The organism is Rhizobium sp. 10N414 (assembly GCF_056394785.1).
This window is the reverse complement of record NZ_JBFTIN010000019.1, coordinates 88,801-111,454: the sequence shown is the minus strand read 5'-3', so window position 1 is coordinate 111,454 and position 22,654 is coordinate 88,801. Positions and strand designations below refer to the sequence as shown.

Annotated in this window: 19 protein-coding genes, 1 tRNA gene and 1 pseudogene; 6 read left to right on the top strand and 15 right to left on the bottom strand. The window is 61.0% G+C overall.

Annotated elements, in window-relative coordinates; translation table 11 throughout:
* Positions 1–195: 195 nt before the first annotated feature.
* The 3 genes from AC1DE4_RS18360 to AC1DE4_RS18350 are packed head-to-tail and all read right to left on the bottom strand — an operon-like array spanning position 196 to position 1,815.
* A complete protein-coding gene (locus tag AC1DE4_RS18360; RefSeq protein ID WP_018859238.1) occupies positions 196–807 on the bottom strand; it encodes a hypothetical protein in 612 nt (203 codons plus the stop codon).
* Positions 808–848: 41 nt separating this feature from the next.
* Entirely contained in the window at positions 849–1,592 is a 744-nt protein-coding gene (locus AC1DE4_RS18355; protein ID WP_018859237.1) for a CbtA family protein, read from the bottom strand.
* Between the two features lie 13 nt (positions 1,593–1,605).
* On the bottom strand, positions 1,606–1,815 hold the full coding sequence (locus AC1DE4_RS18350; protein ID WP_018859236.1) for a CbtB domain-containing protein: 210 nt from the start codon (positions 1,813–1,815) through the stop codon (positions 1,606–1,608).
* A 223-nt stretch (positions 1,816–2,038) separates the two neighbouring features.
* Between AC1DE4_RS18350 and AC1DE4_RS18345 the strand changes: the two genes are divergently transcribed.
* The 4 genes and pseudogenes from AC1DE4_RS18345 (at position 2,039) to AC1DE4_RS18330 (ending at position 5,757) form a co-directional block, all read left to right on the top strand.
* Positions 2,039–2,602: a histidine phosphatase family protein gene (locus tag AC1DE4_RS18345; protein WP_113471098.1), complete on the top strand. Its 564-nt coding sequence runs from the start codon at positions 2,039–2,041 to the stop codon at positions 2,600–2,602.
* Between the two features lie 383 nt (positions 2,603–2,985).
* The gene (locus tag AC1DE4_RS18340; RefSeq protein ID WP_477882395.1) at positions 2,986–4,551 is read left to right on the top strand and encodes a putative bifunctional diguanylate cyclase/phosphodiesterase; all 1,566 of its coding nucleotides are present in this window, start codon (positions 2,986–2,988) and stop codon (positions 4,549–4,551) included.
* A 313-nt stretch (positions 4,552–4,864) separates the two neighbouring features.
* Positions 4,865–5,017 (top strand): annotated as a pseudogene (locus tag AC1DE4_RS18335) (outer membrane protein); the annotation flags it as partial.
* Between the two features lie 506 nt (positions 5,018–5,523).
* On the top strand, positions 5,524–5,757 hold the full coding sequence (locus tag AC1DE4_RS18330; RefSeq protein ID WP_477882400.1) for a transglutaminase-like cysteine peptidase: 234 nt from the start codon (positions 5,524–5,526) through the stop codon (positions 5,755–5,757).
* On the opposite strand, the gene AC1DE4_RS18325 is transcribed toward AC1DE4_RS18330, so the two are convergent.
* The 5 genes from AC1DE4_RS18325 to AC1DE4_RS18305 all read right to left on the bottom strand — a co-directional run bounded on the left by AC1DE4_RS18325 (position 5,754) and on the right by AC1DE4_RS18305 (position 9,953).
* Positions 5,754–6,014 carry a hypothetical protein gene (locus AC1DE4_RS18325; protein ID WP_477882393.1) on the bottom strand — a complete coding sequence of 87 codons (261 nt, stop codon included), beginning with the start codon at positions 6,012–6,014 and terminating at the stop codon, positions 5,754–5,756. The two genes, AC1DE4_RS18330 and AC1DE4_RS18325, sit on opposite strands and share 4 nt — an antisense overlap.
* 149 nt (positions 6,015–6,163) lie before the next feature.
* Positions 6,164–6,240, bottom strand: a tRNA-Met gene (locus tag AC1DE4_RS18320).
* 110 nt (positions 6,241–6,350) lie between these two features.
* A complete protein-coding gene (gene mnmA / locus AC1DE4_RS18315; protein WP_018859230.1) occupies positions 6,351–7,550 on the bottom strand; it encodes a tRNA 2-thiouridine(34) synthase MnmA in 1,200 nt (399 codons plus the stop codon).
* A 177-nt stretch (positions 7,551–7,727) separates the two neighbouring features.
* Positions 7,728–9,137 carry a chromate efflux transporter gene (gene chrA, locus AC1DE4_RS18310; RefSeq protein WP_018859229.1) on the bottom strand — a complete coding sequence of 470 codons (1,410 nt, stop codon included), beginning with the start codon at positions 9,135–9,137 and terminating at the stop codon, positions 7,728–7,730.
* Positions 9,138–9,953 carry a chromate resistance protein ChrB domain-containing protein gene (locus tag AC1DE4_RS18305; protein ID WP_113471095.1) on the bottom strand — a complete coding sequence of 272 codons (816 nt, stop codon included), beginning with the start codon at positions 9,951–9,953 and terminating at the stop codon, positions 9,138–9,140.
* 301 nt (positions 9,954–10,254) lie between these two features.
* Here AC1DE4_RS18305 and AC1DE4_RS18300 point away from each other — a divergent pair, with 301 nt between their 5' ends.
* Positions 10,255–11,463: an MFS transporter gene (locus tag AC1DE4_RS18300; RefSeq protein ID WP_018859227.1), complete on the top strand. Its 1,209-nt coding sequence runs from the start codon at positions 10,255–10,257 to the stop codon at positions 11,461–11,463.
* A gap of 61 nt (positions 11,464–11,524) precedes the next feature.
* Here AC1DE4_RS18300 and AC1DE4_RS18295 read toward each other — a convergent pair whose 3' ends face one another.
* Both AC1DE4_RS18295 and AC1DE4_RS18290 read right to left on the bottom strand, forming a co-directional pair.
* Positions 11,525–13,615 (bottom strand): putative bifunctional diguanylate cyclase/phosphodiesterase, encoded by a 2,091-nt coding sequence (locus AC1DE4_RS18295; RefSeq protein ID WP_477882390.1) that lies wholly within the window; start codon positions 13,613–13,615, stop codon positions 11,525–11,527.
* Positions 13,616–13,755: 140 nt separating this feature from the next.
* Positions 13,756–14,178 (bottom strand): MerR family transcriptional regulator, encoded by a 423-nt coding sequence (locus tag AC1DE4_RS18290; RefSeq protein WP_018859225.1) that lies wholly within the window; start codon positions 14,176–14,178, stop codon positions 13,756–13,758.
* Positions 14,179–14,249: 71 nt separating this feature from the next.
* On the opposite strand from AC1DE4_RS18290, the gene AC1DE4_RS18285 reads away from it, so the two are divergent.
* Positions 14,250–16,490 carry a heavy metal translocating P-type ATPase gene (locus AC1DE4_RS18285; protein ID WP_018859224.1) on the top strand — a complete coding sequence of 747 codons (2,241 nt, stop codon included), beginning with the start codon at positions 14,250–14,252 and terminating at the stop codon, positions 16,488–16,490.
* Positions 16,491–16,517: 27 nt separating this feature from the next.
* Here the strand turns inward: AC1DE4_RS18285 and AC1DE4_RS18280 are convergent, their stop codons facing one another.
* The 5 genes from AC1DE4_RS18280 to AC1DE4_RS18260 all read right to left on the bottom strand — a co-directional run bounded on the left by AC1DE4_RS18280 (position 16,518) and on the right by AC1DE4_RS18260 (position 22,526).
* Complete coding sequence (locus AC1DE4_RS18280) at positions 16,518–17,705, bottom strand: transporter substrate-binding domain-containing protein (RefSeq protein WP_245268003.1); 1,188 nt, start codon at positions 17,703–17,705, stop codon at positions 16,518–16,520.
* Positions 17,706–18,405: 700 nt separating this feature from the next.
* Positions 18,406–18,564, bottom strand: coding sequence for a hypothetical protein (locus AC1DE4_RS18275; protein WP_018859220.1), 159 nt, complete (start codon positions 18,562–18,564; stop codon positions 18,406–18,408).
* Between the two features lie 147 nt (positions 18,565–18,711).
* Positions 18,712–20,307, bottom strand: coding sequence for a phosphoglycerate dehydrogenase (serA, locus tag AC1DE4_RS18270; protein WP_113471094.1), 1,596 nt, complete (start codon positions 20,305–20,307; stop codon positions 18,712–18,714).
* 86 nt (positions 20,308–20,393) lie between these two features.
* Positions 20,394–21,572 carry a phosphoserine transaminase gene (locus AC1DE4_RS18265; protein ID WP_018859218.1) on the bottom strand — a complete coding sequence of 393 codons (1,179 nt, stop codon included), beginning with the start codon at positions 21,570–21,572 and terminating at the stop codon, positions 20,394–20,396.
* Positions 21,573–21,713: 141 nt separating this feature from the next.
* Entirely contained in the window at positions 21,714–22,526 is an 813-nt protein-coding gene (locus AC1DE4_RS18260) for an outer membrane protein (protein WP_112646141.1), read from the bottom strand.
* Between the last annotated feature and the right edge of the window lie 128 nt (positions 22,527–22,654).

Here is a 22,654-nt window from a genome sequence, read left to right as displayed (position 1 = left end):
TGCGACCACCGGGCACAAACGGCTTCAGCCGCTCCCACTGGTCATCTCGAAGAACCTCACCATCCATCGCCGACCTCCAAAAGTCAGCGTTGAATCTGATTTGCGACTCGAATGGAATCCCGGATCGTTAAATTGTCACCACAGCCTAGAGCCTTTCAGGGTCAAATTAAGGACGGTCTGCCGGAGCAGGTTTCGTCAGGGCGCGATCCACCGAAGCAGCCGCCGTCCACAATATGCCGCAGCCAGCAACACCGCCGCGAAGCCGGTAACCGTCACCATGCTGCCGGGATGCAAGGGAACATTCCTCCACACCGGGCGAACGACATCCGCAGTGTTGAACGCCTCACCGCTGAACTCGCAGGTGATCAGCGCCAGACCGCGCAACACCATGCCGGCGTCGATCGCAGAGACGATGGCCTCCGCCTCGTCCGCCTCCGCGCCCATGTTGCGCATCGACAGGAGCACGGCCTTCGTTGCCGCGAGGTAGGCGTGCGAGCATTCATTGAATGGACTGGCCTCGTCGGTCACCCCGCCCGGCATCTTGCCCCAGAGACAATAGGCATGCTGGATCTGCGCATAGTTCAGCACGCGTCGGAACGGCTCGTTCGTGTCCGTGGCACGCGCCGCGAGATCAATGATCCGATCGCGATACTCCGCCATCATGACCATTTCGCCATGTGAGATCTCGGCGATCGCGATGCCGCTTTGGGAACCGCTGCTGCTCCGCTGGTGCGCGTCGGCCGCGACGGACCAAAGCTGCAGGACAGCAATCATGGCTACAAGAAAAATGGGACGCCGACTGGTCATCTCTGAGGACAGGCTCCGGATTGCTCCGGAGCCTTCTCCGATCAATGGAAGACCGACGCGCGAGCGCTGAGCCTGGGTGCGGCACCGAGCTTGCGCTCGGCCAGAGCACCAAAGGCCAGGCCAAGAACGCCCCATAGGATGGCGTGCATCCCGATCGTGGTCGTACGGAAACGCCAGAGAACCATAGCCGAATAGTTCTCCGGAACCTCGTTGATCGGCGGCAGCAGATACTGCACGAGGCCGATGAAACCGACATAGGCCAGACCTGCCGCGATTGCCGCATTCCACATACCGAACCGCGGCGTGAGGCGGCGTGCAAGCGCAATTGCAGCTACAAGCGCAGCGATCGAAACGACGATCATCAGGAAAAACAGCTCGGTCCTGACGCCAATGGTGTCGGGATTGCCGACTGCCGGCGGATTGGCCGGATATTTTATGTTGGGTACGATCACGATAGCGACAAACGCCGCAGCGGCGATGACGGCACAGGTCCCGCGGGCGCTCAGATTGCTGAACCGCCCCTGGATAAAGGCGAATACGAGGGCAAACAGGCCGCCGACAGCAATGCTGTAGGCCATTACACCGGTTAAGAGGCCAAGGCCCGCCTGCGTGGCGCGGCTGACGATTTCAGGCTCAGCAGTTTCACCCGCCGCCTGGGCGGCCGCCTCCTCGAACGCGATCGCCTGGTCGACAAGCGGCTCGCCGAAAGTATGCGCAAAGGCGAAAACGAGGACGCCAGCGACCACCCCCGCGAGCATGCCGCGAAGCAAAAGATTTCCAACCATGTCCGGAACTCCCTTAGTGGCAGGGAAAGCCGAGGAGATGCCGGCCGTCATGCACGAACTCGTGCACGTACATACCGTTGAAAAGCGCCATCGCGCCCTCTTCGGTACCGACGAAATAGATGGCGATGAGCATCAGTAGACCGCCGAAGATGGCCCAAGGCAAAAGCTCGCCAACCGGAATCGGAGCCGGTGCGGCGACGGGCGCAAAAGTAGTGTCAGACATGTATTCCTCCTGGAATGACGCGTTCAGTCGAGAATCGTTGCGTGGCAGGGTCTGACTTCCAGTCCGAGGTATCCTCATCCTGATCACAGTGGCGCGACCGCACCGGAATTTCACCGGTTTCCAAACCCACAACATCACCGTTATATCTGCCGCTTCGAACCTGTCAACGAAACTTCATGCAGCGGCGGGCCACGCTCCCCTATATCCGGAGACAACGAACGTGATGACGCGCCTTACCTGGATCTGCCACGGCCCGACGGCCGCCAACCGCGAGGCGCGCTTCCCGCAGGACGAACCGCTGAATGAAAAGGCAATCATTGCCACACGGGCAATCACCCCACGCCTGCGGCACGCCGACAGCGTCTTCGCCAGCCCGACGCTGCGCGCGCGGCAGACGGCCGGCGCGCTTGGCTTGCAGCCGGAAGTTTCCGAGGCGCTCGCCGATTGCGATTTTGGCCGGTGGGCGGGCCGTTCGATCGCCGAGATCCAGCAAGCGGAACCCGAGAACCTTGCCGCCTGGATGGCGCAACCGGAGGAAGCACCGCATGGTGGCGAGGCGATCGCTGCCGTGTGCATGCGTGTAAACGGTTGGATGCGCGAGCACTTGCAGTCCGGCGGTAACATCATCGCCATTACCCATGCGGCGGTCATCCGAGCAGCCATCATCGGCACGCTGAATGCCCCCCTGTCATCATTCTGGATTACCGATATCGAACCGCTCGCCGTCGCTCACATGACCAGCAACGGAAGCCGCTGGTCCCTGCGCTTCGAAGGACAAACCACCTAATTTTCAGGGCGATAATTTAGTCCAGCCTTACGCAAGCAATCGATGCGATAGTTTTTCGACCCGACACCGTCGGGCTGTCAATCCTTGCCCCAAGGAGGACTTTGCATGCCCTATGATTGGAGCGGCGCGCGGATGCGACGCACGCGTCTGCTACGTATGACTGGCGCCGGGATGCTTCTCCTGCTCGTCGTCAGCGTCACCCTTCTAACCAGACTTTGAGAACAACAGGCGAGCGACAAGCGCTCGCCTCGTTTTTCACCGCGGCTTTCGAGCCAGTTCACACGCCGTGATAGCGATTCGATAACAAGAAATCGCCCTTTGATTTCAACAAACGCTTCAGACTTCCATGATACATCAGCGCCCGGGTGGAGATGGAGTAAAGCATGCCGGTATTCTTCCAGAGCAGGGCCGGGAGGCAATGCTTGTTGGTCATGGCGTTGGGGGTAACGCTATGGCTCGTCGGTGCAATCCTGGAACTGGATAACTGTGTGGTCGCCTTCGTCGGCGCCTACGAAAGCTATGGTGCAGACAAGCTCGTCCTCGCCCTTGGCATCGGCGGGGCGATGAGCTTCGTCTATTCGATCCTGCGCATTGTCGATTTGCGCAAGGAGATGGAGCTGCGGGCCACCGCTCAGGCCAAGGCCGACTGGACAGCAACCCACGACCACCTCACCAAACTTCCCAACCGCTATGCGTTCGAACGGAAAGTCCCGCCGCGAAGGACGAAGACCGACGTCGAAGGTGACGAGTGGGAGCAGAACGTGACAATCTTCTCGATAGACCTCGATGGCTTCAAGAAGGTCAATGACCTTGTCGGCCACAATGGCGGCGACGCCCTTCTGATCGAGGTGGCAAAACGGATCTGCGCAATCGGAAACGCGGACTGCGTCTATCGCTTCGGCGGCGACGAGTTCGTCGTCGTTGCGCTTGGCCTCTCCTCCCGCCATGAAGAACGCTTCGCGCGTTTGCTCATTCAAGCCGTAACACGGCCCATTCACATCAACGGGTTCGCGGTCGAAGTCGGCGCCAGCGTCGGCCACGATCGCTGGGAGCAGGGTCAAGAGCCGCTCGAGGACGCGGCCCACCGAGCCGACCTCGCCATGTACGAGGCGAAGTCACGCGGCCCCAACCACCACATGGTGTTCGAAGCCTCGATGCAGGACAAGGTGGCAAAGCGCGCGACGCTGGAATCCAAGCTGCGCGTCGCAATTCAGCAAAAGGCCATCCGCCCCTTCTATCAACCGTTGATCGATCTCAAGAGAGGCACGGTCTGCGGCTTCGAAGCGCTCGCTCGCTGGACGGACGAAGAAGGCGTCGCCATTCCGCCGCCGGAGTTCATCGGCATTGCCGAAGAGACCGGACTGATCACCGAGCTTTTCGAAGACCTTCTGGCGCAGGCCTGCGGAGACGCCCTGGCCTGGGACGACCACGTTACCCTCTCCTTCAATGTCTCTCCGGTGCAAATGGAGGACAAGCTGCTGGCCTCGCGCATCTTCAAGGTGTTGTCGGCAAATGGTCTTCCGCCAAGTCGTCTGGAGATCGAGATCACCGAAAATGCCCTGATCCAGGATCCGGCGGTTGCCGCAATCATCCTGGATGAACTCCACGATGCAGGCGTTCAGATCGCGCTTGACGATTTCGGCACCGGCTACTCCAGCCTCGCCCAGCTCGCCCGCTATCGCTTCGACAAGATCAAGATCGACAAGAGCTTCATCGCAACGTACCGCGATGATGAGCGTCAGGAAAAAATCATCCGCGCCATGCTTGGGCTCGGGCGCAGCCTCAACATACAGACCACCGCCGAGGGCATCGAAGAGCATCGCCAACTCGGCCACCTGCTTCAACTCGGCTGCGATGTCGGACAGGGCTATCTCTTCGGCAAGGCGATGCCCGCCGAAGAAACGCGCTCGTTCGCCCTTGACCGTCACGAGACATTGGCCAACGGATAAGCGCTCCGCACTCCTCTCCAGTAGTCCTCTACATCAGAACTTCGTAATGGACCCGTTCAGACAGGGCCACGTTCGCTCACGCAGCATGGACCGCGATCACCGATCGGACCTAGCCCGATCGGTGCGCAAAGTGAGTGGACCCTTGTCATAGGAGAGGGATTTATCGCGCATTTTCGTATCGCTGCCGCCTCGGCGGCCTTCATTGGTCTTGCAGGGGCGGCGTCGCCCCCCGATCTTATGAGGGGGCGGCCGCGGTTGTACCAGCAGCCCCAGTTTTCACCTGGAACGGCTTCGATGCCAGTTCTCAGGGTAGACCGCCGGAGCCGGTCTCGACTACGCCTTCACGTACAACATCTTCGGGCGCGTGGAATGTCGTTACAACGACTACGGCAGCAAAGTCCTTTTGGGCATAGACACCGTTTTCAATCAGAAGGTTGTTACCGTCGGCGTTGGCTTCAGATTTTGAGACTGCTCAACGATGAAATGACCAAGCCCGGACATACGCCCGGGCTTTGCTTCTCTGAACTGAGGCTGGTCGCCGTGTAAGATAAGCCTTAGTGGTGGTTTCCACCACCCTGGTTTCCACCACCCTGGTTGCCGCCACCCTGGTTGCCGCCACCCTGGTGGCCACCACCCTGGTTGCCACCGCCTTGGTTGCCACCACCTTCGTTACCGCCACCCTGGTTACCGCCGCCTTCGTTACCGCCACCTTGGTTGCGCAGCACTCAGCCGATAGGATGTTTTCGACGCGGACCTTGGCAGCTTTCGCAGCGTTCACGCTTGTTTTCACAGCGTTTTCTGGTGAGAGCTATGCAGGATCCGCCCTGCGCGCATCAGGCGCCATTGGAGCGCCGATAGGCTTCCCCTCGGCTTGCACGCGCTATACTTGGCTTTGCCATGGCAACGGCGGCCACGAGATGACCGACGAGAAGGCTATGCCTTTGCTTCAAAAGGTGAACAGGCAGGTCAACGCTGGCGACGGACGCACAGACATCGGGGAAATCCGAATACTGGTCGCTTCCCATCAACAACAAAGGCGACTGCGAAGACTATGCCCTACTGAAGCTGAAAACCTTTCTGGGCGCCGGCTTTGCGTCGAACAAACTGGCGCTTTCGGAGCGGACCAATATTCCGGAACGTAGAGCGCTGCGAGCAATTCTCCGCTTGCCGGCCGGCCGCGAGCCTTCGCGACGATGCAAGGGCTAGTGGACGGACGGGTCCTCTTCCTCCAGAAATGTTCGGATCCCCTCGCGTGCGATCGTCGCCAGGAACTCGTCAAAGGCCTCGCGATCGGTCGCGAAGGGCTCTTCCCATTCGATGAGATCCTCGTGCTGGGTCACCACTTCCATTTTCCAGTCGCCATTCGTACCCGCCGGACGGAAGATGTCGACGAGCACGGTCACGCCATCATCGGTAAACTCACCGGCAAGCTCGGAATGTTCCCGTTTCGGCTTCTTCGCCATTCTCAAATCCGATCCGTGATTTTCGCCGAGCAGTCTAAGCGACAATGATGACAACAGCGCAGACCCATGGTGCACAGGGGTAAGCAACGGAGAAAGGCCCGCAGCCAAGGTTTATGGGAAAGTCCACAGAAGAAAATGCGTCATTTGACTGGTAGCGGAGGAGGGATTTGAACCCCCGACACAAGGATTATGATTCCTCTGCTCTGACCTACTGAGCTACTCCGCCACTGGTCAACGGTGCCGTTCGCGATGCGCTCGGCCCGTGGGATGAGCGGCTTATAAGGTGCGCTTCGGCTTTGTGTCAAGCGCATGATCGAGAAAATACCACAGGCTTTTTCAGGCCGCGACCGGGCTGGCCAACAGCGCCTTCAGCGAAGCTTCCGCCGCCGGTTCGCGCTCGGAGCGTTCGATGAAACCACCGCCATACACGCGGGCGTCGTCGCCGGGTGCCGAATAGAGCGCACAGGCCTGGCCCGGCGCAACGCCAGCCTCGCCAACCGCGAGGTCGACATAGATGCCGGTCGCATCGGCATGCAAGACGGCAGGCGTCGGCGCGCGCGTCGAGCGAACCTTGGCAAAGCACACGAAGCCCTCGCCCGAAGCCGCCTCGACAAGCGGCTCGTCACCCAGCCAGTTGACATCCCGCAAATAGACGCGGTGCGTCTCCAGCGCCTCCTTCGGCCCGACAATGACCCGGCGCGAGCGGGCATCGAGATAGACGACATAGAGCGGCTCGCCGGTGGCGACGCCGATGCCGCGGCGCTGGCCGATCGTGTAGTGCAGGATGCCTTCATGCTGGCCCAGCACGCGGCCGTCGAGATGGACGATCTCGCCTGCGAGTGCCGCATTCGGCTTCAGCTTGTTGATGATGTCGGAATATTTGCCCTGCGGCACGAAACAGATGTCCTGGCTGTCGGCCTTCTTGGCGACGACAAGCCCCATCTCTTCGGCAAGCTTGCGGGTTTCTGCCTTGGGCAGACCGCCGAGCGGAAAGCGCAGGTAATCGATCTGTTCCTGCGTCGTCGCGAAGAGGAAGTAGCTTTGGTCGCGATCGGCATCAGCAGGGCGATAAAGGGCGCGGCGACCGGGATTGCCGGGGGCCGGATTGGCGCGGGAGCGAATGTAGTGGCCAGTCGCCAGCGCGTCGGCGCCAAGCTCCTTGGCCGTTGCCAGGAGATCCGCGAACTTGACCGTCTGGTTGCACGAGACGCAGGGGATCGGCGTCTCGCCGGCCACATAGCTTTCCATGAAGGGGTTGATCACCGTATCCCGGAAGCGCTTTTCGTAATCCAGGACATAGTGAGGAATACCGAGCGTTTCGCAAACGCGACGCGCATCGTCGATATCCTGGCCGGCGCAGCAGGAACCGGCACGGTGAACGGCCGCGCCGTGGTCGTAAAGCTGCAGCGTAATGCCGAGCACGTCATAGCCCTGGCGCTTGAGAATGCCTGCCACCACGGAGCTATCAACGCCGCCGGACATGGCGACGACAACGCGGGTATCTTCCGGCCTCTTGTCAAAATCCAGTGTATTCACGGGTGGCTGCCAATTCTAAGCTTGTTGCGGTCCGCCCATCTGAGCCGGCGGATTTCCTGCGTCCGAGCGGGATCGGCCGCCGGACTTTCGTGGCGAGGATATAGAAAGGATTGGGGTCCGGCGCAAGAGGAAGCAAGTTTCATCACTCGCGCCGCCCTGGTTCGCAGCGCGGCTCGATCAGGACGACGCGATCAGCCTCCACGCCATTCCGGCAGCAGCACATCCAAGCAGTGTGGGGATCACCGACATCCTGAACCGGAAGATCGCAACCGCTGCGGCAAGGCTGAGAGCCAGCGACGGCAGGGCGAGCGACGACCAGACCGGCAGTTCGACCCATAGTGGACCGAACTGATGGACGCGAGCCTCGACAAATAGAAAGTGCAGACCGAACCAGATGGCGAGGTTCAGTATCACACCCACCACGGCAGCGGTGATCGCCGACATTGCACTTGCGAGCGCCGCATTTCCCCTGAGCTTTTCAATGAAAGGCGCACCGAGAAAAATCCAGAGGAAGCACGGCACGAACGTGACCCAGGTCGTCAGCATCGCCGCCAGCGTGGCTGCGGTCATCGGATCGAGGCCAGCCGGGTCGCGATAGGCGCCCATGAACCCGACGAACTGTAGAACCATGATCAGCGGCCCCGGCGTCGTCTCGGCCATGCCGAGTCCATCTAGCATCTCCGTCGGCCGCAGCCAGCCATAGTGCTGCACCGCCTCCTGCGCGACATAGGCGAGGACGGCGTATGCGCCGCCAAAAGTCACCACGGCCATTTTGCTAAAGAAGATGCCGATCTGCGTGAACACATCATCTCCGCCACGGAAGACGTAGAGCAGCAGAAGCGGCCCGAGCCAGAGTGCCAGCAACACAGCCGAGATCTTAAGCGACCACACCAGGTTTGGCCGCGCATGAACCGGCGTTTCCTCACCAAGCGCGGAGTCGGCATCGGCAAGGATGTGACCCGCCGCAGTTTTGTGGCCATTACCCACCTGGAAGAGCCTTGAACTGGATTTGGAACCGAGGAAGCCTGTTATCGCCGCCGCCAGAATGATGAGCGGGAATGGGACGTGGAGCACAAATATCGCGAAGAATGCCACTAGCGCGATAACGACCATCGCGGGATTTTTGAGCGCCCTGCCCCCGATCCGAATGACCGCTTGCACGACGACCGCAAGCACGGCGGCCTTGAGGCCGAAGAACATGCCTTCGACGGCCTCGACGTTGCCAAATATCACGTAGACGTAGCTTAAGGCCAGGATGGAGAGGAAGCCGGGCAAGACGAAAAGGATGCCGGCCACAAGGCCTCCTGCCGTCCTGTGCATGAGCCAGCCGATATAGATGGCGAGCTGTTGCGCCTCTGGCCCGGGTAACAGCATGCAGTAGTTGAGGGCGTGCAGAAAACGGTGTTCGCCGATCCACTTCTTTTCGTCGACGACGATCCTGTGCATGACGGCGATCTGCCCGGCCGGGCCGCCGAAACTCAACGCCGCCACGCGCAACCAGACGCGAAGGGCCTCGCCGAAGGAGACACCGTGACCCGTCCCGCCCGTCGTGTCGTCGGCGGGCCTGTTCGTGGCAAGATTGGTCATCTAACTTCCCTTCTTCGCCGAGGGCCAGTTGTGCGTTTCGTCGGTCGCGTCGCGGCACCATCGGTAGAAGGCATCGTAAAGGGTCATGCCGGCCTGCAATTGCTCGAGGTCATCGGCAAACATCCGCGAGAGCCCGAGCGAAGCCGCCAGCAATCCCGCTGCTTCGGGTGCGAGATCGAGCCTTGCGGTGTCGGCAGCCCGGACGATCGTCGCAAGCCTGAGGAGCGGCTGGGATTGAAGGGTGAACTCCTCCAGCATGATATCGAAGGAGCAACGCTCGCCACGATGGCTCCAGAAGACATCCTCGATGTCGAACGGTGTTGCGCCGAACCGGTCGGCGACCATCAGCACTTCAGCGGTGGGAACGAACAGGAAGACAGCCGATGGATCGACGAAGCGGCGGATCAACCAGGGGCAGGCGATACGGTCGATCTTCGGGCGCGCGCGCGTGACCCAAACCGTCCGCCCCTTCGCGTCCCGCGGCGGCAGCTTATCGTCCGGCACGGCGAGACCGCCTGCCTTGATCCATGCCTCGAACCCGCCTTCCAGTGTTTCGGCCTGCGTACCCATGACGCGAAGATGCGCGGCAACGCCGTGGCTAAGCTTGGCGCCGTGGTGGCAGACAATGACGGCCGGACCGTGGATTTCGGCACCCCACTCCTCCACATCCTTGAATGGCTTGCGGATCGATCCGGGAATGAGACGAGAATCTGCGGAAAAGTCCTCGTCATTGCGCACATCGATCAAGACAGGCGCACCCGGCGTGCCGATGAGGCGGTTCAGTTTGTCGGCTGAGATTTCGGTGAATGACGGCATCGCGCGTCCTCCGTTTTAGCGGCTTCGTTGGACGCGACTCTTCGGCTGGCGCCTCGTGGGGTGATCGCGACCCCATGGACCATATGATCCACGCGTGAATCGGCTATGTCAACATTTTCCGCCTGCTTGCGCTGCCGGCAAACAATTGAGATGTAACGATTGATCCCGCAGCGGCTAGACTGAAGTGTCCGAGCGCACGAGGAGGACGATATCACGCTAGGCTTCGGACGCTTTTTCAGGTCGCCGTCAGATTTCAAAAGCAGAAGACCCTGGCGGGTTCGTTTGTGAAAGGTAGTTCGATATGGTCGACGTTGCCGGCTCGCGACCCGCAGCCCTGCGGGCGATCCCGAAAGGCGTCTGGGCTCTCGGCTTCGTTTCGCTGTTCATGGACATCTCCTCCGAGATGATCCACGCGCTGCTTCCGGTCTACATGGTTGCCATCCTCGGCACTTCGGCATTTGCAGTCGGCGTGATCGAAGGCATTGCCGAGGCGACCGCCGCCATCACCAAAGTGTTTTCCGGAGCGCTCAGCGATTGGCTTGGCAAGCGAAAGCTGCTCGTGGCCCTGGGCTACGGAATGGCCGCGCTGACAAAGCCAGTGTTTCCCCTGGCACCGTCGCTGGGCTGGCTCGTGACCGCGCGTTTCGTTGACCGCGTTGGAAAGGGCATCAGGGGCGCACCGCGCGACGCCTTGATAGCCGACATCAGCCCGAAGGAAATCCGCGGCGCAAGTTTCGGTCTGCGTCAGTCGCTGGACACGGTCGGCGCCTTCCTTGGGCCGGCACTGGCCTTGGGTCTGATGTGGTGGACCGCCGACCACTATGCGACGGTCTTCTGGATCGCCGTCATACCGGCGTTCTGCTCGGTCGCGATCATCCTCTTTGTCGTCAAGGAACCGCCGCATGCCGACCAAGGGCGCGCTCGGGTGCCGCTCCGAGCCTCGGAACTCGTTCGACTGCCTGTGATCTACTGGCTGGTCGTTGCCGTCTCTGCTGTCTTCACCCTTGCACGGTTCAGCGAGGCCTTCCTCATCCTTGATGCTCAACAGATGGGACTTCCCGTCATGTTCGTTCCGATCGTCCTGATCGTCATGAACATTGCCTATGGAATCTCGGCTTATCCGGTAGGCGTCATGGCGGATCGTGTCGACAGGATAACCCTGCTGATGGTCGGGCTGGCGCTTCTCGTTCTCGCCGACCTCAGCCTTGCGTTTCTTCCCGGGCTGGCAGGCCTCGGGATTGGAGTACTGCTGTGGGGGTTCCACATGGGCTTTACACAGGGCCTGCTGGCGACCCTTGTTGCGGATGCCGCACCCGCCGAACTGCGCGGAACCGCCTTCGGCATCTTCAACCTGATTGCGGGTGTCGCTCTTCTCGCCGCGAGCGTGCTCGCCGGCGCCCTCTGGGATTGGGGCGGACACCAGATAACCTTTCTCGCCGGCGCAGCCTTTGCCTCGCTCGCCGGCCTTTCGCTGCTTCCGTTGAAAAGGCGGCTTAGAACTGCTTTATAAATCAGGAGCTTGCCCCGTCAGCGATCCACGCAGCAAAGCTGACACCTTCGAGGTAATGATTTCAGGAGCCGGTCGCGGCAAGCAAGGGAGAGGCTCCGCCGTAAATCAGGGCCTCCGCCTCGGCCTRTTGCATAGGCGTGCCAAGCAGGAAGCCTTGTACTTCGCTGAAGCCTTCGGCGCGCAATTTCCGTAACTGCTCTTCGGTCTCGATCCCTTCCGCAAGCGTTGTCGCGTTGAAACCAGAGCCGATGCCGACGACCGCCCGCACGATCGCCAAGTTACCCGGATCCGTTTCGATGCCGGAGACAAAGCTGCGGTCGAGCTTGATCTTGTCGAAGGCAAAGGCGCGCAGATAACTGAAGGAGGAATAACCGGTGCCGAAATCGTCAATGGCGATGCGGATGCCGAGTTCCTTCAACGCCCGCAAGAGCGGCAGGCTCTGCTCAACGTCGGCGAGGAAGACTGACTCGGTGATCTCGATCTCAAGGCGTTCAGGACGGAGACCGGTCTCATCCAGTACCGCAACAACGGTCGCAAGCAGGCTGTTGTGGCGAAACTGGCACACGGAGAGATTGACGGCGATCTTGAGGTGATCGGGCCAGGCCGCCGCCGCCCGACAGGCTTCGCGCAGCACCCACTCGCCGACCCGAATGATAAGGCCCGTCTCCTCGGCGAGGGGTATGAATTCCATCGGCGGGACCAGCCCTCGTACGGGATGGCGCCAGCGGATCAAGGCCTCGAAGCCCGCCAGACCATCGTCGTCAAGTTGCACGATTGGCTGGTAGTGCAGTTCAAACTGGCCCTTTAGCAGCGCCTCGTGAAGCTCGGCCGTGAGCATGTGCCTGCGCTCGGCTTCGAGGCGCATTTCAGGAAGATAAAAGCGATAGGTCGAGCGACCACTTTCCTTCGCTGCGTAGAGCGCAAGGTCCGCGTTTCGCATCAGGACATCGTCGTCCTCGGCGTGCTCCGGCGCAAGCGCAATGCCGATGCTGCAGGTGACGTGCTCGTCGACGCCATCAAGATCAAATGGGGCCGATAACGATCGGAGCAGCCGTTCGGCAAAGCGTTCAATGTTCTCACGTCGCTCCAGTCGGAGCAGCAGCGCAAACTCGTCGCCGCCGAGACGCGCGACGAGGTCGCCATCGGCGACAAGCTGCATCAGGCGCCCTGCGACCTGGCATAGCAGCGCATCGCCCGCGGCATGCCCTTTGCTGTCATTGATATGCTTGAAGTGGTCGACATCGAGGTAAAGCAGCGCCAGCGGGTTTTCCGTCGTGGCGACCGGTGCCTCCCGCTGGATATGATCGGCGAAAGAGGCGCGGTTCGGCAGGCCCGTCAGCGCATCGTGCATTGCCATGTAAGCGAGACGAGCCTCGACCGATCGCTCCTCGGTCACGTCCTGGGAAATGCCCAGGACATAGCGCGGCACGCCGCCGTCCGGTGCGGGCAGAGCCCGCTTGATCGTCCGCAGAATCCGCGGCGTCCCATCGGCGCGCTGCATCGTCTCTTCGAAGCTGATGGTTGTACCTGCCCCGAGAGCTCGGGAATCCTGCTCGCGAAAGATCGCCGTTTGCTTCTCCTCGAAAATGATGGAGTCGCTCTGACCGATGATACCTTCTGGATCGTGGCCGACGATGACCCCACACGCTTCGTTGAAAAGGATGTAGCGTCCGTCTTCTTCCATGTCCTTCACGAAGACGCCTACGGGCAGGTTGTCGACGATACTGTCCAGCATTGAGCGTGTATCGCTCACCTGCCTTTGGGCTGCGTTGACCTCGGTCCGGTCCTGCACGATCGCGAGGATCGCATCCCGTCCGTCGAAGCGAACCGCCCGTCCGTAGGTGAGCACTTCCAGGGTTTCGCCATTGGCCTTCAAATGCGTCCAGCGCTCCGCACGCTCCATATCCGTACGGGCCTGCACGGCATCGCGCATTCGCTTGCGCTCTTGCTCCGGCCTGATGTCGAGGACCGTCATGCGCGCGTAGTCCTGGCGCGAATAGCCGTAGAGATCGACGGCAGCATTGTTGACGATCAGGAAGCGAAGGCTGCCGGGTTCGTAGACCCACATCGGCGACGGATGGGTTGCAAACAGCGACTGAAAATCATCGTTCGGCGCATCGATCGGAGCAAATGCTTTCTGGAAACCGGTCATACTAGATCACAAGAAGTAATGGCAGCGGATCGACGGGTTATAGGTCGAAAAGCTAAACAAAAACAGAATCATAATTCGCACAAACTTTAGGCGCAACGCCTTTGGATTGTGCATTGCGGTATTTCTGCCTCCCCTCCCCATCAGTGATGGGCATGGCTGCACTGGCCGTGATCCGCCAGCACCTCGATGACACGGCACTGATCGACACGGCCGTGACCGCAGCCTTCCACCATCAGCTCCAGCTCCGCTTTCAGCGCCATCAGGCTTCGGATCCTCTGCTCGACTTCGATTAGGCGGGCCTTGGCGATCGCGTCTGCAGAGGCGCATGACTGGTGCGGGTCGTCCTGCAGGGTCAGGAGGGTGCGGATCGCCTCCACTTCGAAGCCAAGCTCGCGGGCATGACGGATGAAGGCGAGCCTGCGCAGATCCGCCGGCTCGTAGGAACGTTGGTTGCCTTCGCTCCGGTTCGGCTCCGGCAGGAGGCCGATGCTCTCGTAGTAGCGGATCGTCGGCACTTTGACGCCGCTTTTCCGGGAGGCTTCGCCGATCGTGATCGTTTTCATGATTTTCCTCTTGCACCTCTAGTCGCTAGAGGATGTAGGGAGGATGCTTCTGTCTGACAAGGAAGCGGATCATGGGTGAAACGGTCGAGAAACGTTACAGGGTTGGCGGCATGGATTGCGCCAGCTGCGCAGCCAAGATTGACACCGCCGTCCGACGCATCCCAGGTGTCGAAGACGTTTCTATCTCCGTGACCGCGGGGACGATGACTGTACGCCACGACGGCAGCAGCGATCTTGTCGCCATCGAAAAGAAAGTGACGAGCCTTGGCTATTCCGTCTCGCAGGTGACCGGAAGGATGCCAGTGGATACACAGCCGGCAGACCATTCCCACCATGACCATGACCACAGTAATCACGACCACGCGGGGCATAATCACGCAGGTCATGAGCATGTAGCGGAAAGAGTGCCTGACGCGCTGGAAGGGCTCCACGGTCACGAGGCCCCTATGGCCGGACCTTGGTGGCACAGCAAGAAGGGCCGGCTGACAATCTTTGCCGGCGCAGCCCTCGTTATAGCTTACGTCATCGGCCACCTCGTGCCGGCAATTGCGCCCTACGCGTTCATCATGGCAGTGCTCGTCGGCCTTGTTCCAATCGCCCGACGCGCAATCGTCGCTGCCTTCGCTGGCACGCCCTTTTCGATCGAGATGCTGATGACGATCGCGGCGGTTGGCGCGGTGATCATCCAGGCCAGCGAGGAAGCCGCCGCCGTGGTCTTCCTGTTTCTGGTTGGCGAACTGCTGGAAGGCATCGCCGCCGGCAAGGCACGCGCAAGCATCCAGTCGCTGGCGACCCTGGTCCCGAAACGCGCCTTCCTCGAAGAGGATGGCAAGACCCGGGAAGTGCCCGCCGAGAGCCTCGCCGTCGGTTCGACGATTCTGGTTCGTCCAGGCGACCGCATCGCAGCGGATGGCACCATCCTGTCCGGCGAAAGTGCAATCGACGAAGCGCCGGTCACCGGCGAAAGTACGCCCGTGCAAAAAGGCGTGGGCGACACCGTTTTTGCAGGTACCGTCAACGGCGACGCGGCTCTTCGGGTCAAGGTGACGGCAGCGGCGGCGGACAACACGATTGCGCGTGTCGTCCGGCTGGTCGAAGCGGCGCAGGAATCAAAGGCGCCGACGGAGCGCTTCATCGACCGTTTCTCTCGTTACTATACGCCCGGCGTCGTCGTGGTTGCCGCCCTTGTCGCGATCCTGCCGCCGCTTCTTGGCGGCAGCGCCTGGAACGAATGGATTTACAAGGGCCTCGCCATATTGCTGATCGGCTGCCCCTGTGCCCTCGTGATCTCGACCCCGGCCGCGATTGCCGCCTCGCTTTCTTCTGGAGCGCGCCGCGGTCTGCTGCTGAAAGGCGGCGCGGTTCTCGAGACCCTCGGCAAAGTCACTGCCGTAGCATTCGACAAAACAGGCACGCTGACGGAAGGCAAGCCGCAGGTGACCGATGTGATCGCGTTTGGAAAGGACGAAGGCGAAGTCCTGAAATATGCCGCTGCCCTTGAGACAGGATCCAGCCATCCGCTGGCGCTTGCAATTCTGGCGCGAGCAACCGCCGCCGAGATCACCCTCCCCGCAGCAAGCAACGCCAAGGCTCTGGGAGGAAAAGGCATCACCGGGACCGTCGAGGGCCAACCCGTATTCTTCGGGTCTCCCAAAGCCGCCAGCGAACAAATCCCTCTTTCATCGGATCAGGTCGCGCGCATCACGGCGCTCAACGACGATGGAAAAACAGTTTCGGTACTAATCGTCGGCGACACGCTGGCAGGAGCCATCGCCATGCGTGACGAACCGCGCGATGACGCCGAGCCCGGCCTTGAGAGATTAACCGAGGCAGGCATCAAGACTGTCATGCTAACGGGTGACAATCACCGTACCGCAAAAGCAATTGGCACACAGCTCGGCATCGAGGTACGCGCCGAACTGATGCCGGAGGACAAGCAACGCATCGTGACCGAGCTGAAGCGCGGCGGCCTGATCGTTGCCAAGGTTGGCGACGGCATCAACGACGCCCCTGCCCTTGCGACCGCCGATGTCGGTATCGCCATGGGCGGCGGCACCGATGTGGCGCTCGAAACTGCCGATGCCGCGATCCTGCATGGTCGCGTCAGCGACGTTGCGGCGATGATCGCGCTCTCCAAGCGCACCATGCGCAACATCGTCCAAAACATCACCATCGCGCTCGGCCTGAAGGCGGCATTTCTCGTGACCACCATCGCAGGCATCACTGGCCTCTGGCCGGCGATCCTGGCCGATACCGGCGCAACGGTGCTGGTCACCATCAATGCGCTGAGACTGCTGAAGCCGGCCAGGTAAGGGGTTAAGCAGGCACCGCTCTTTCGCTCATCGTTTTTCTCCGAGGTACTGAAAGATCGTTCGTTTCCAACGCGGATCGTGAATCGCCTGAAGGACGGCGACGTCGATTGCCTTTCGATACGGTCTGCCGAGCGGCATGGCGAGCCCGTAGCTTTGGGGCTCGAAATCGACATCCAGGACTTGCACGCTGCTGGAGAAATGCTGCTCCACAGTCCACGCTAAAAGCGGCTTGTCGTAGACGAAGGCATCGATCGATCCTGTTTCGAGCGCCTTCAGCCCGTCGGCAACCTGGGCAAATGTGCGGTGCTTGATGCGCTCGCCGTCCAGGAAGCCGATGGTCGCCGAATTGGCAAGCGTGCCAACGCGCACGCCCGGCAGATCCTCCACGCCATTGACCAGCCCGCGCATCTGCCTCGTCGTCAGTGCGGAAGTGACGCTGGCGGTGAACACGGCGATCGTGATGATCGATACCACCATCCAGATGATCGCAAGCGCCCTCCCCGCAACGGTGATCGGCCCGCGATGCCCGGTGCTTGCCTGCGTCATGGCCTCCGCGGACCACCAGATGCTCGCTCCCAAACCGCGTCCGACCGGTCCGCCGAAGTCGTCGTTGTGGCGCCGCTCGAACAGCCACACCAGTGCGCCGACCAGCAGGGAGATACCGATCAGCGCTCCCGCCGCCTGCAGGAATCCCGCTGAGATCATTGTCCGGGTGATTTCGCGCCACACCGACACGCTGTTGACCGACACAGCGATCCCCAGACCGGTATCGTAGAAGGGCTGACTGAAATCCACGCGGCGTTCGCGGTCGGCCGTGATGGTGATCGCTGCGACGGAAACATCGTAGTCGCCCCGCGATGTGGCTTCGATGAGTTTTTGAACATCGGGCTCTTCGGCGAGGCGAAACTGCAGCCCTAGCTTCTGCGCGACCTCGCGCCAGAGCTCAATGGAAATGCCGCTCCAATTGCCATCGGCATCCTTCATCGCAAATGGCGGTGCCTGCTTGGTGCCGATAACAAGTTCGCGCTGAGGGAAATCTTGCCTGTCGGTCTGCTGCGGAACCTGCCCATAGACATAGGCGCAGCCGACTGCAGTTCCACTGAAGGCCGAAAAAGCGATAAGCGCGCCCCGGATATGGCGGCCCGCAGTGCGCACCCACCCACGTATGCCAGTCGCAAACGCTGCAACGGAGACTGCCACGATACCCGTTCTCACAAGCCTCCAACTCCGAAAAGAAACGCGCGCCAAGGCTGCCTAGTCCTGGGCAACGGCCTGGCCAGCGGTCCGAAGCGAGCCACGAAAGAACGCAAATTAGAAGTACGTTACAGTAAAATTTGCGCATCGCCCGCCCTTCATACGCCTACGATTATCAAAGGCACCGGGTCAGGTACAAAACCTCTGCGTTAGTCTCGCTGCGCAATTTGCACGCAGTGGGAACATTTCGCTCGCTGGGGCGTTAACGTTGAGAGGAGGAGTAACATGACGAATGACTTCAACAGACCAAACCCAACGAATACCTCGGCGTCCAAGAGCAGGACGCTATGGATTGTTTTGGCAGCCATTGTCGTTATCGTAGCATTAGCAGCCACTTATTGGCCGAGAACACAAACCGGTTCGACCGCGACGGCACCGAACGCACCGGCTCCGACCACTTCCGAGCCGGCGTCACCGCCACCTGCATCGACTGCACCCGCGACACCGCCAGCAGCTGAGACTCCTGCCGCTCCAGCTCCTGCTGCCCCGGCTACCGAGACTCCGGCCGCCCCGGCGCCAGCCGCCCCGGCGCCAGCCGCCCCGGCGCCAGCCGCCCCGGCGCCAGCCGCCCCGGCGCCAGCCGCTCCGGCTCCAGCGAACCCGCAGTAGTCGCGAGACCGCTTGCTCAGGCGGGTTTAACCTGCAAGGCCGGCCGCTCGACTTAGTTCGCGCCGGCCTTGAGGATGCGATGCGTGCTGACATCCAGCGCATTGCCCGCTTCCCTGCCGTCCTTGGCAAGACCGTTCGCCGTGTTTGCGCAAGCTGACAGGCTGATGAGTGATGCGAGCGCAAGGCCGATAGCGACGACTGACTTTGTCATGAAAGCTCCCAAATTGGTTGTTCAACAACCGTAGAAAGAGACCGATGGTCGCCCTGGCAGTGATCAACGTGGTCGACCGAAAGACAAAACGAGAAAACCCGGCGCAGGTTCCCACGCCGGGTTTTCTCATTGCCTTGGGAGCAAAACTCAATCGACTGCGAAGACCAGCGGCTTTGCCTGGCGGATCGCCGAGTGTGCTGTCAGCTTGGCCAGAACCTCATCGCCAATCGGACCATCGACGTAAAGCAGCGCGATAGCATCGCCCCCCTGCTTGTCGCGGCCGAGCTGGAAGTTCGCAATGTTGACGCCAGCGGCGCCTAGCGTCGTACCGATGAAGCCGATCATGCCGGGTACGTCGGTGTTGGCGATGTAGACCATGTGCGAACCGACATCGGCATCAAGGTTGATGCCCTTGATCTGGATGAAGCGCGGCTTGCCGTCAGAGAAGACCGTGCCGGCGATCGAACGCGTCATCGTGTCGGTCTTGACGGTGAGCTTGATGTAGCCGTCGTAGACGCCGGTTTTGTCACGCTTGACCTCGGAGAGCACGATGCCCTTTTCCTTGATCATGATCGGCGCCGAAACCATGTTGACGTCGGCGACCTGGTTGCGAATGAGGCCGGCGAGCAGAGCCGAGGTCAGCGCCTTGGTGTTCATCGTGGCCGTCGCGCCATCGTACAGGATCTCGATTTCCTTGATCGGATCTTCCGACACCTGGCCGACAAAAGCACCGAGAACGTCGGCAAGCCGGATAAACGGCTTCAGGATCGGTGCTTCTTCAGCAGTGATCGACGGCATGTTGATGGCGTTGGAGACCGCACCCTTGACGAGGTAATCCGACATCTGCTCGGCGACCTGAAGGGCGACGTTTTCCTGTGCTTCCGTGGTCGACGCACCCAGGTGCGGCGTGCAGACGACGTTCGGCAGGCCGAACAGCGGGCTCTCCTTGGCGGGCTCGACCTCGAAGACGTCGAAGCCGGCGCCGGCGACGTGGCCGGACTTGATGGCTTCTGCGAGCGCTGCTTCGTCAACCAGGCCACCACGGGCGCAGTTGATGATGCGAACGCCGGGCTTCGTCTTGGCGAGGTTTTCCTTGCCGAGGATACCGCGGGTCTTGTCGGTCATCGGAACGTGCAGCGTGATGAAGTCGGCCTTGGCCAGCAGCTCGTCGAGCTCAACCTTCGTGACGCCCATTTCCTGCGCGCGCTCGGCCGACAGGAAGGGATCGTAGGCCAGAACATGCATGCCGAGGCCGATAGCCTTCTTGCAGACGATGCCGCCGATGTTTCCGGCGCCGATGACGCCGAGCATCTTGCCGGTGATTTCGACACCCATGAACTTCGACTTTTCCCACTTGCCGGCCTGCGTCGATGCATCGGCCTGGGGCAGTTGGCGGGCAACGGCGAACATCAGCGCAATGGCATGCTCGGCCGTGGTGATAGAGTTGCCGAACGGCGTGTTCATGACGATGATGCCTCGCTTGGAGGCGGCCGGGATATCGACGTTATCGACGCCGATGCCGGCGCGGCCGATGACCTTGAGATTGGTCGCAGCGGCGATCAGCTTTTCCGTCGCCTTGGTGGCGGAGCGGATGGCGAGACCATCGTAGTTGCCGATGATTTCGGAGAGCTTGTCCTTGTCCTTGCCGAGCTGCGGCTGGAAATCGACTTCGACGCCACGATCACGGAAGATCTGGACAGCGGTTTCCGACAGTTCGTCGGATACGAGAACGCGAGGTGCCATTGCGGGGCTTCCTTCAAAAAGTTCAGCGATGGATGAAATCAGGGATACGAGGCTCCGCCCGTTCGGCGGAGCCGGATGCTATCAGCTCAGGCAGCAGCCTGGGAAAGCGTCGCCTTCTGGGTCGCGAACGCCCAGGAGAGCCACGGCATCAGCTTCTGCATGTCGGCAGTCTCGATCGTGGCACCTGCCCAGATGCGCAGGCCCGACGGTGCATCGCGATAGTGGCCGATGTCATAGGCGACACCTTCCTTGTCGAGCAGGCTGACGACGCCCTTGGCGAAGTTCGCCTGACCATCGGCGTCGAGCGCCAGAACGTCCTTGTCGACGATCTTCAGGCAGACGGACGTGTTGGATGCCGTCTCCGGCTTCACCGCCAGGTTGGCGATCCAGTCGTTGGCAGCAACGAAGTCCGCGATTACCTTGGCGTTGGCATCGGCGCGGGCCATCAGGGCCTTGAGACCGCCGACTTCCTTCGACCAGAGCAGTGCATCGATATAGTCCTCGACGCAGAGCATGGACGGCGTGTTGATGGTCTCGCCGCTGAAGATGCCTTCGATCAGCTTGCCACCCGAAGTCATGCGGAAGATCTTCGGCAGTGGCCAGGCCGGCGCGTAGGTGAGCAGACGCTCGACAGCGCGCGGAGACAGGATGATGACGCCATGTGCGCCCTCGCCGCCCAGAACCTTCTGCCAGGAGAAGGTGACTACATCGAGCTTGGCGAAGTCGAGATTCTGTGCGAAAGCGGCCGAGGTGGCGTCGCAGATCGTCAGACCCTTGCGATCAGCCGGAATGAAATCGGCGTTCGGAACGCGAACACCGGAGGTGGTGCCGTTCCAGGTGAAGACCACGTCGCGGTCGAAATCGATGGTGGAAAGATCCGGCAGCTCGCCGTAGCCAGCTTCGATCTTGCGGACGTCTTTCAGCTTCAGCTGCTTGACGACGTCGGTAACCCAACCAGCGCCGAAGCTTTCCCAGGCGACCATGTCGACGCCGCGCTCACCGAGCAACGACCAGAGGGCCATTTCGACGGCGCCAGTGTCGGAAGCAGGAACGATACCGATGCGATAATCCGCCGGCACTTCCAGAACGTCACGGGTGAGATCAATGGCCTGCTTGAGCTTCGTCTTTCCGATCTTCGCGCGGTGCGAACGGCCAAGAGCCGCATCGGAAAGGGCTTCGAGCGACCAACCGGGGCGCTTCGAGCAAGGGCCAGAGGAAAAATGAGTATTGTTCGGACGTACGTCCGGCTTTGCGGTCTTCGCCATGTGCTATCCTTCCAGATAGATAGCTCCTCGTTGGGGAGGAGTGTCCCGCCGCCGTCGTTATAGGGCGGTGGGATCGAAGTCAAGCAGCCGCTGTCGCTAGGAGAGAGATTTTTAGCGTATGCGCGTCATTGCGCCGCGGACTTACCAGCCAGCGATCCGCAAGCCGACACGGATTTCGTATCGCGTCAGTCCGTCGTCGCGACCGCTTGATCCCGAAGGACCCGTAAACATGCTGCCGCCGGCAATGTCGGAGAAGCGGTAGCCGACATCGATCTTGATGGTATCCGTGACCTCATAGCTGAGGCCGGCCATCAGCGCATAAGTGAAGCGCCAGCTGCTTTCGCCATTGAGTTCTTGCTGGGAGAACGCCGCTCCCGAGCAGGTCGAAGCACCATCCGTGCACGCGGGTTGCGCATGCACGTTCCCCCATTTTACATTGGTCGCCCCGATCCCGGCACCGACATAAGGGGTGAAACCGGCAATCGTCGCGAGGTCGGCATAGCCGTTCGCCATCACGCCATAGGCCCGAAGATCGCCGCGCGCACCGAAGGCGCAGCCGGTTCCGACGGCTGCGGATGCAGCACAAGGCAAATCGGTGCGGGCTGTGCCGGTGAACTTGCTTTTGAAAAAGTCGCCCGTGAAGTCGGCGCGCCAGATGTCGGTGAATTGATAGCCGATACCGGCACCGCCTGAGATCGGCCTGGAAAAACGTGCCGGATCGAATTCGCCGCCAGCAGTGGCGCCCCCTGCGTCAGTAAAGCGGTAGGCCGGCGCTTCGTTTCCTGTCCACGGCGCATAGCCAAGATCACCGCGAAGATACCAGCCCCTTGCCGATGCATCGCCGGCAATGGTGACCTCGGGTGCCTGCGTAATCGGGGGTTCCTCCGCCATCGCCGGACCGCCGAACAGAGCGAAGCTTGCCGCCGTGGCGCGGATGATGGTGGACGATTTCATTGCAATTCCCGACCGGGCAGAGAAATGCCCGCATGACTGACCATCCGGGCATTATTCCAACCAGATGCTAACGCGCGGTTAACTATGTTTGTTAACTTCGATCGGGGACGGGGAGAAACGAAAAAGGC

Excerpts from the sequence above, each read along its gene's own strand:
- AC1DE4_RS18360 (WP_018859238.1), bottom strand. The coding sequence starts at position 807 with ATGACCAGTCGGCGTCCCATTTTTCTTGTAGCCATGATTGCTGTCCTG.
- AC1DE4_RS18355 (WP_018859237.1), bottom strand. The coding sequence starts at position 1,592 with ATGGTTGGAAATCTTTTGCTTCGCGGCATGCTCGCGGGGGTGGTCGCT.
- AC1DE4_RS18350 (WP_018859236.1), bottom strand. The coding sequence starts at position 1,815 with ATGTCTGACACTACTTTTGCGCCCGTCGCCGCACCGGCTCCGATTCCG.
- AC1DE4_RS18345 (WP_113471098.1), top strand. The coding sequence starts at position 2,039 with ATGACGCGCCTTACCTGGATCTGCCACGGCCCGACGGCCGCCAACCGC.
- AC1DE4_RS18340 (WP_477882395.1), top strand. The coding sequence starts at position 2,986 with ATGCCGGTATTCTTCCAGAGCAGGGCCGGGAGGCAATGCTTGTTGGTC.
- AC1DE4_RS18325 (WP_477882393.1), bottom strand. The coding sequence starts at position 6,014 with ATGGCGAAGAAGCCGAAACGGGAACATTCCGAGCTTGCCGGTGAGTTT.
- chrA (WP_018859229.1), bottom strand. The coding sequence starts at position 9,137 with ATGACCAATCTTGCCACGAACAGGCCCGCCGACGACACGACGGGCGGG.
- AC1DE4_RS18305 (WP_113471095.1), bottom strand. The coding sequence starts at position 9,953 with ATGCCGTCATTCACCGAAATCTCAGCCGACAAACTGAACCGCCTCATC.
- AC1DE4_RS18300 (WP_018859227.1), top strand. The coding sequence starts at position 10,255 with ATGGTCGACGTTGCCGGCTCGCGACCCGCAGCCCTGCGGGCGATCCCG.
- AC1DE4_RS18290 (WP_018859225.1), bottom strand. The coding sequence starts at position 14,178 with ATGAAAACGATCACGATCGGCGAAGCCTCCCGGAAAAGCGGCGTCAAA.
- AC1DE4_RS18285 (WP_018859224.1), top strand. The coding sequence starts at position 14,250 with ATGGGTGAAACGGTCGAGAAACGTTACAGGGTTGGCGGCATGGATTGC.
- AC1DE4_RS18275 (WP_018859220.1), bottom strand. The coding sequence starts at position 18,564 with ATGACAAAGTCAGTCGTCGCTATCGGCCTTGCGCTCGCATCACTCATC.
- serA (WP_113471094.1), bottom strand. The coding sequence starts at position 20,307 with ATGGCACCTCGCGTTCTCGTATCCGACGAACTGTCGGAAACCGCTGTC.
- AC1DE4_RS18265 (WP_018859218.1), bottom strand. The coding sequence starts at position 21,572 with ATGGCGAAGACCGCAAAGCCGGACGTACGTCCGAACAATACTCATTTT.
- AC1DE4_RS18260 (WP_112646141.1), bottom strand. The coding sequence starts at position 22,526 with ATGAAATCGTCCACCATCATCCGCGCCACGGCGGCAAGCTTCGCTCTG.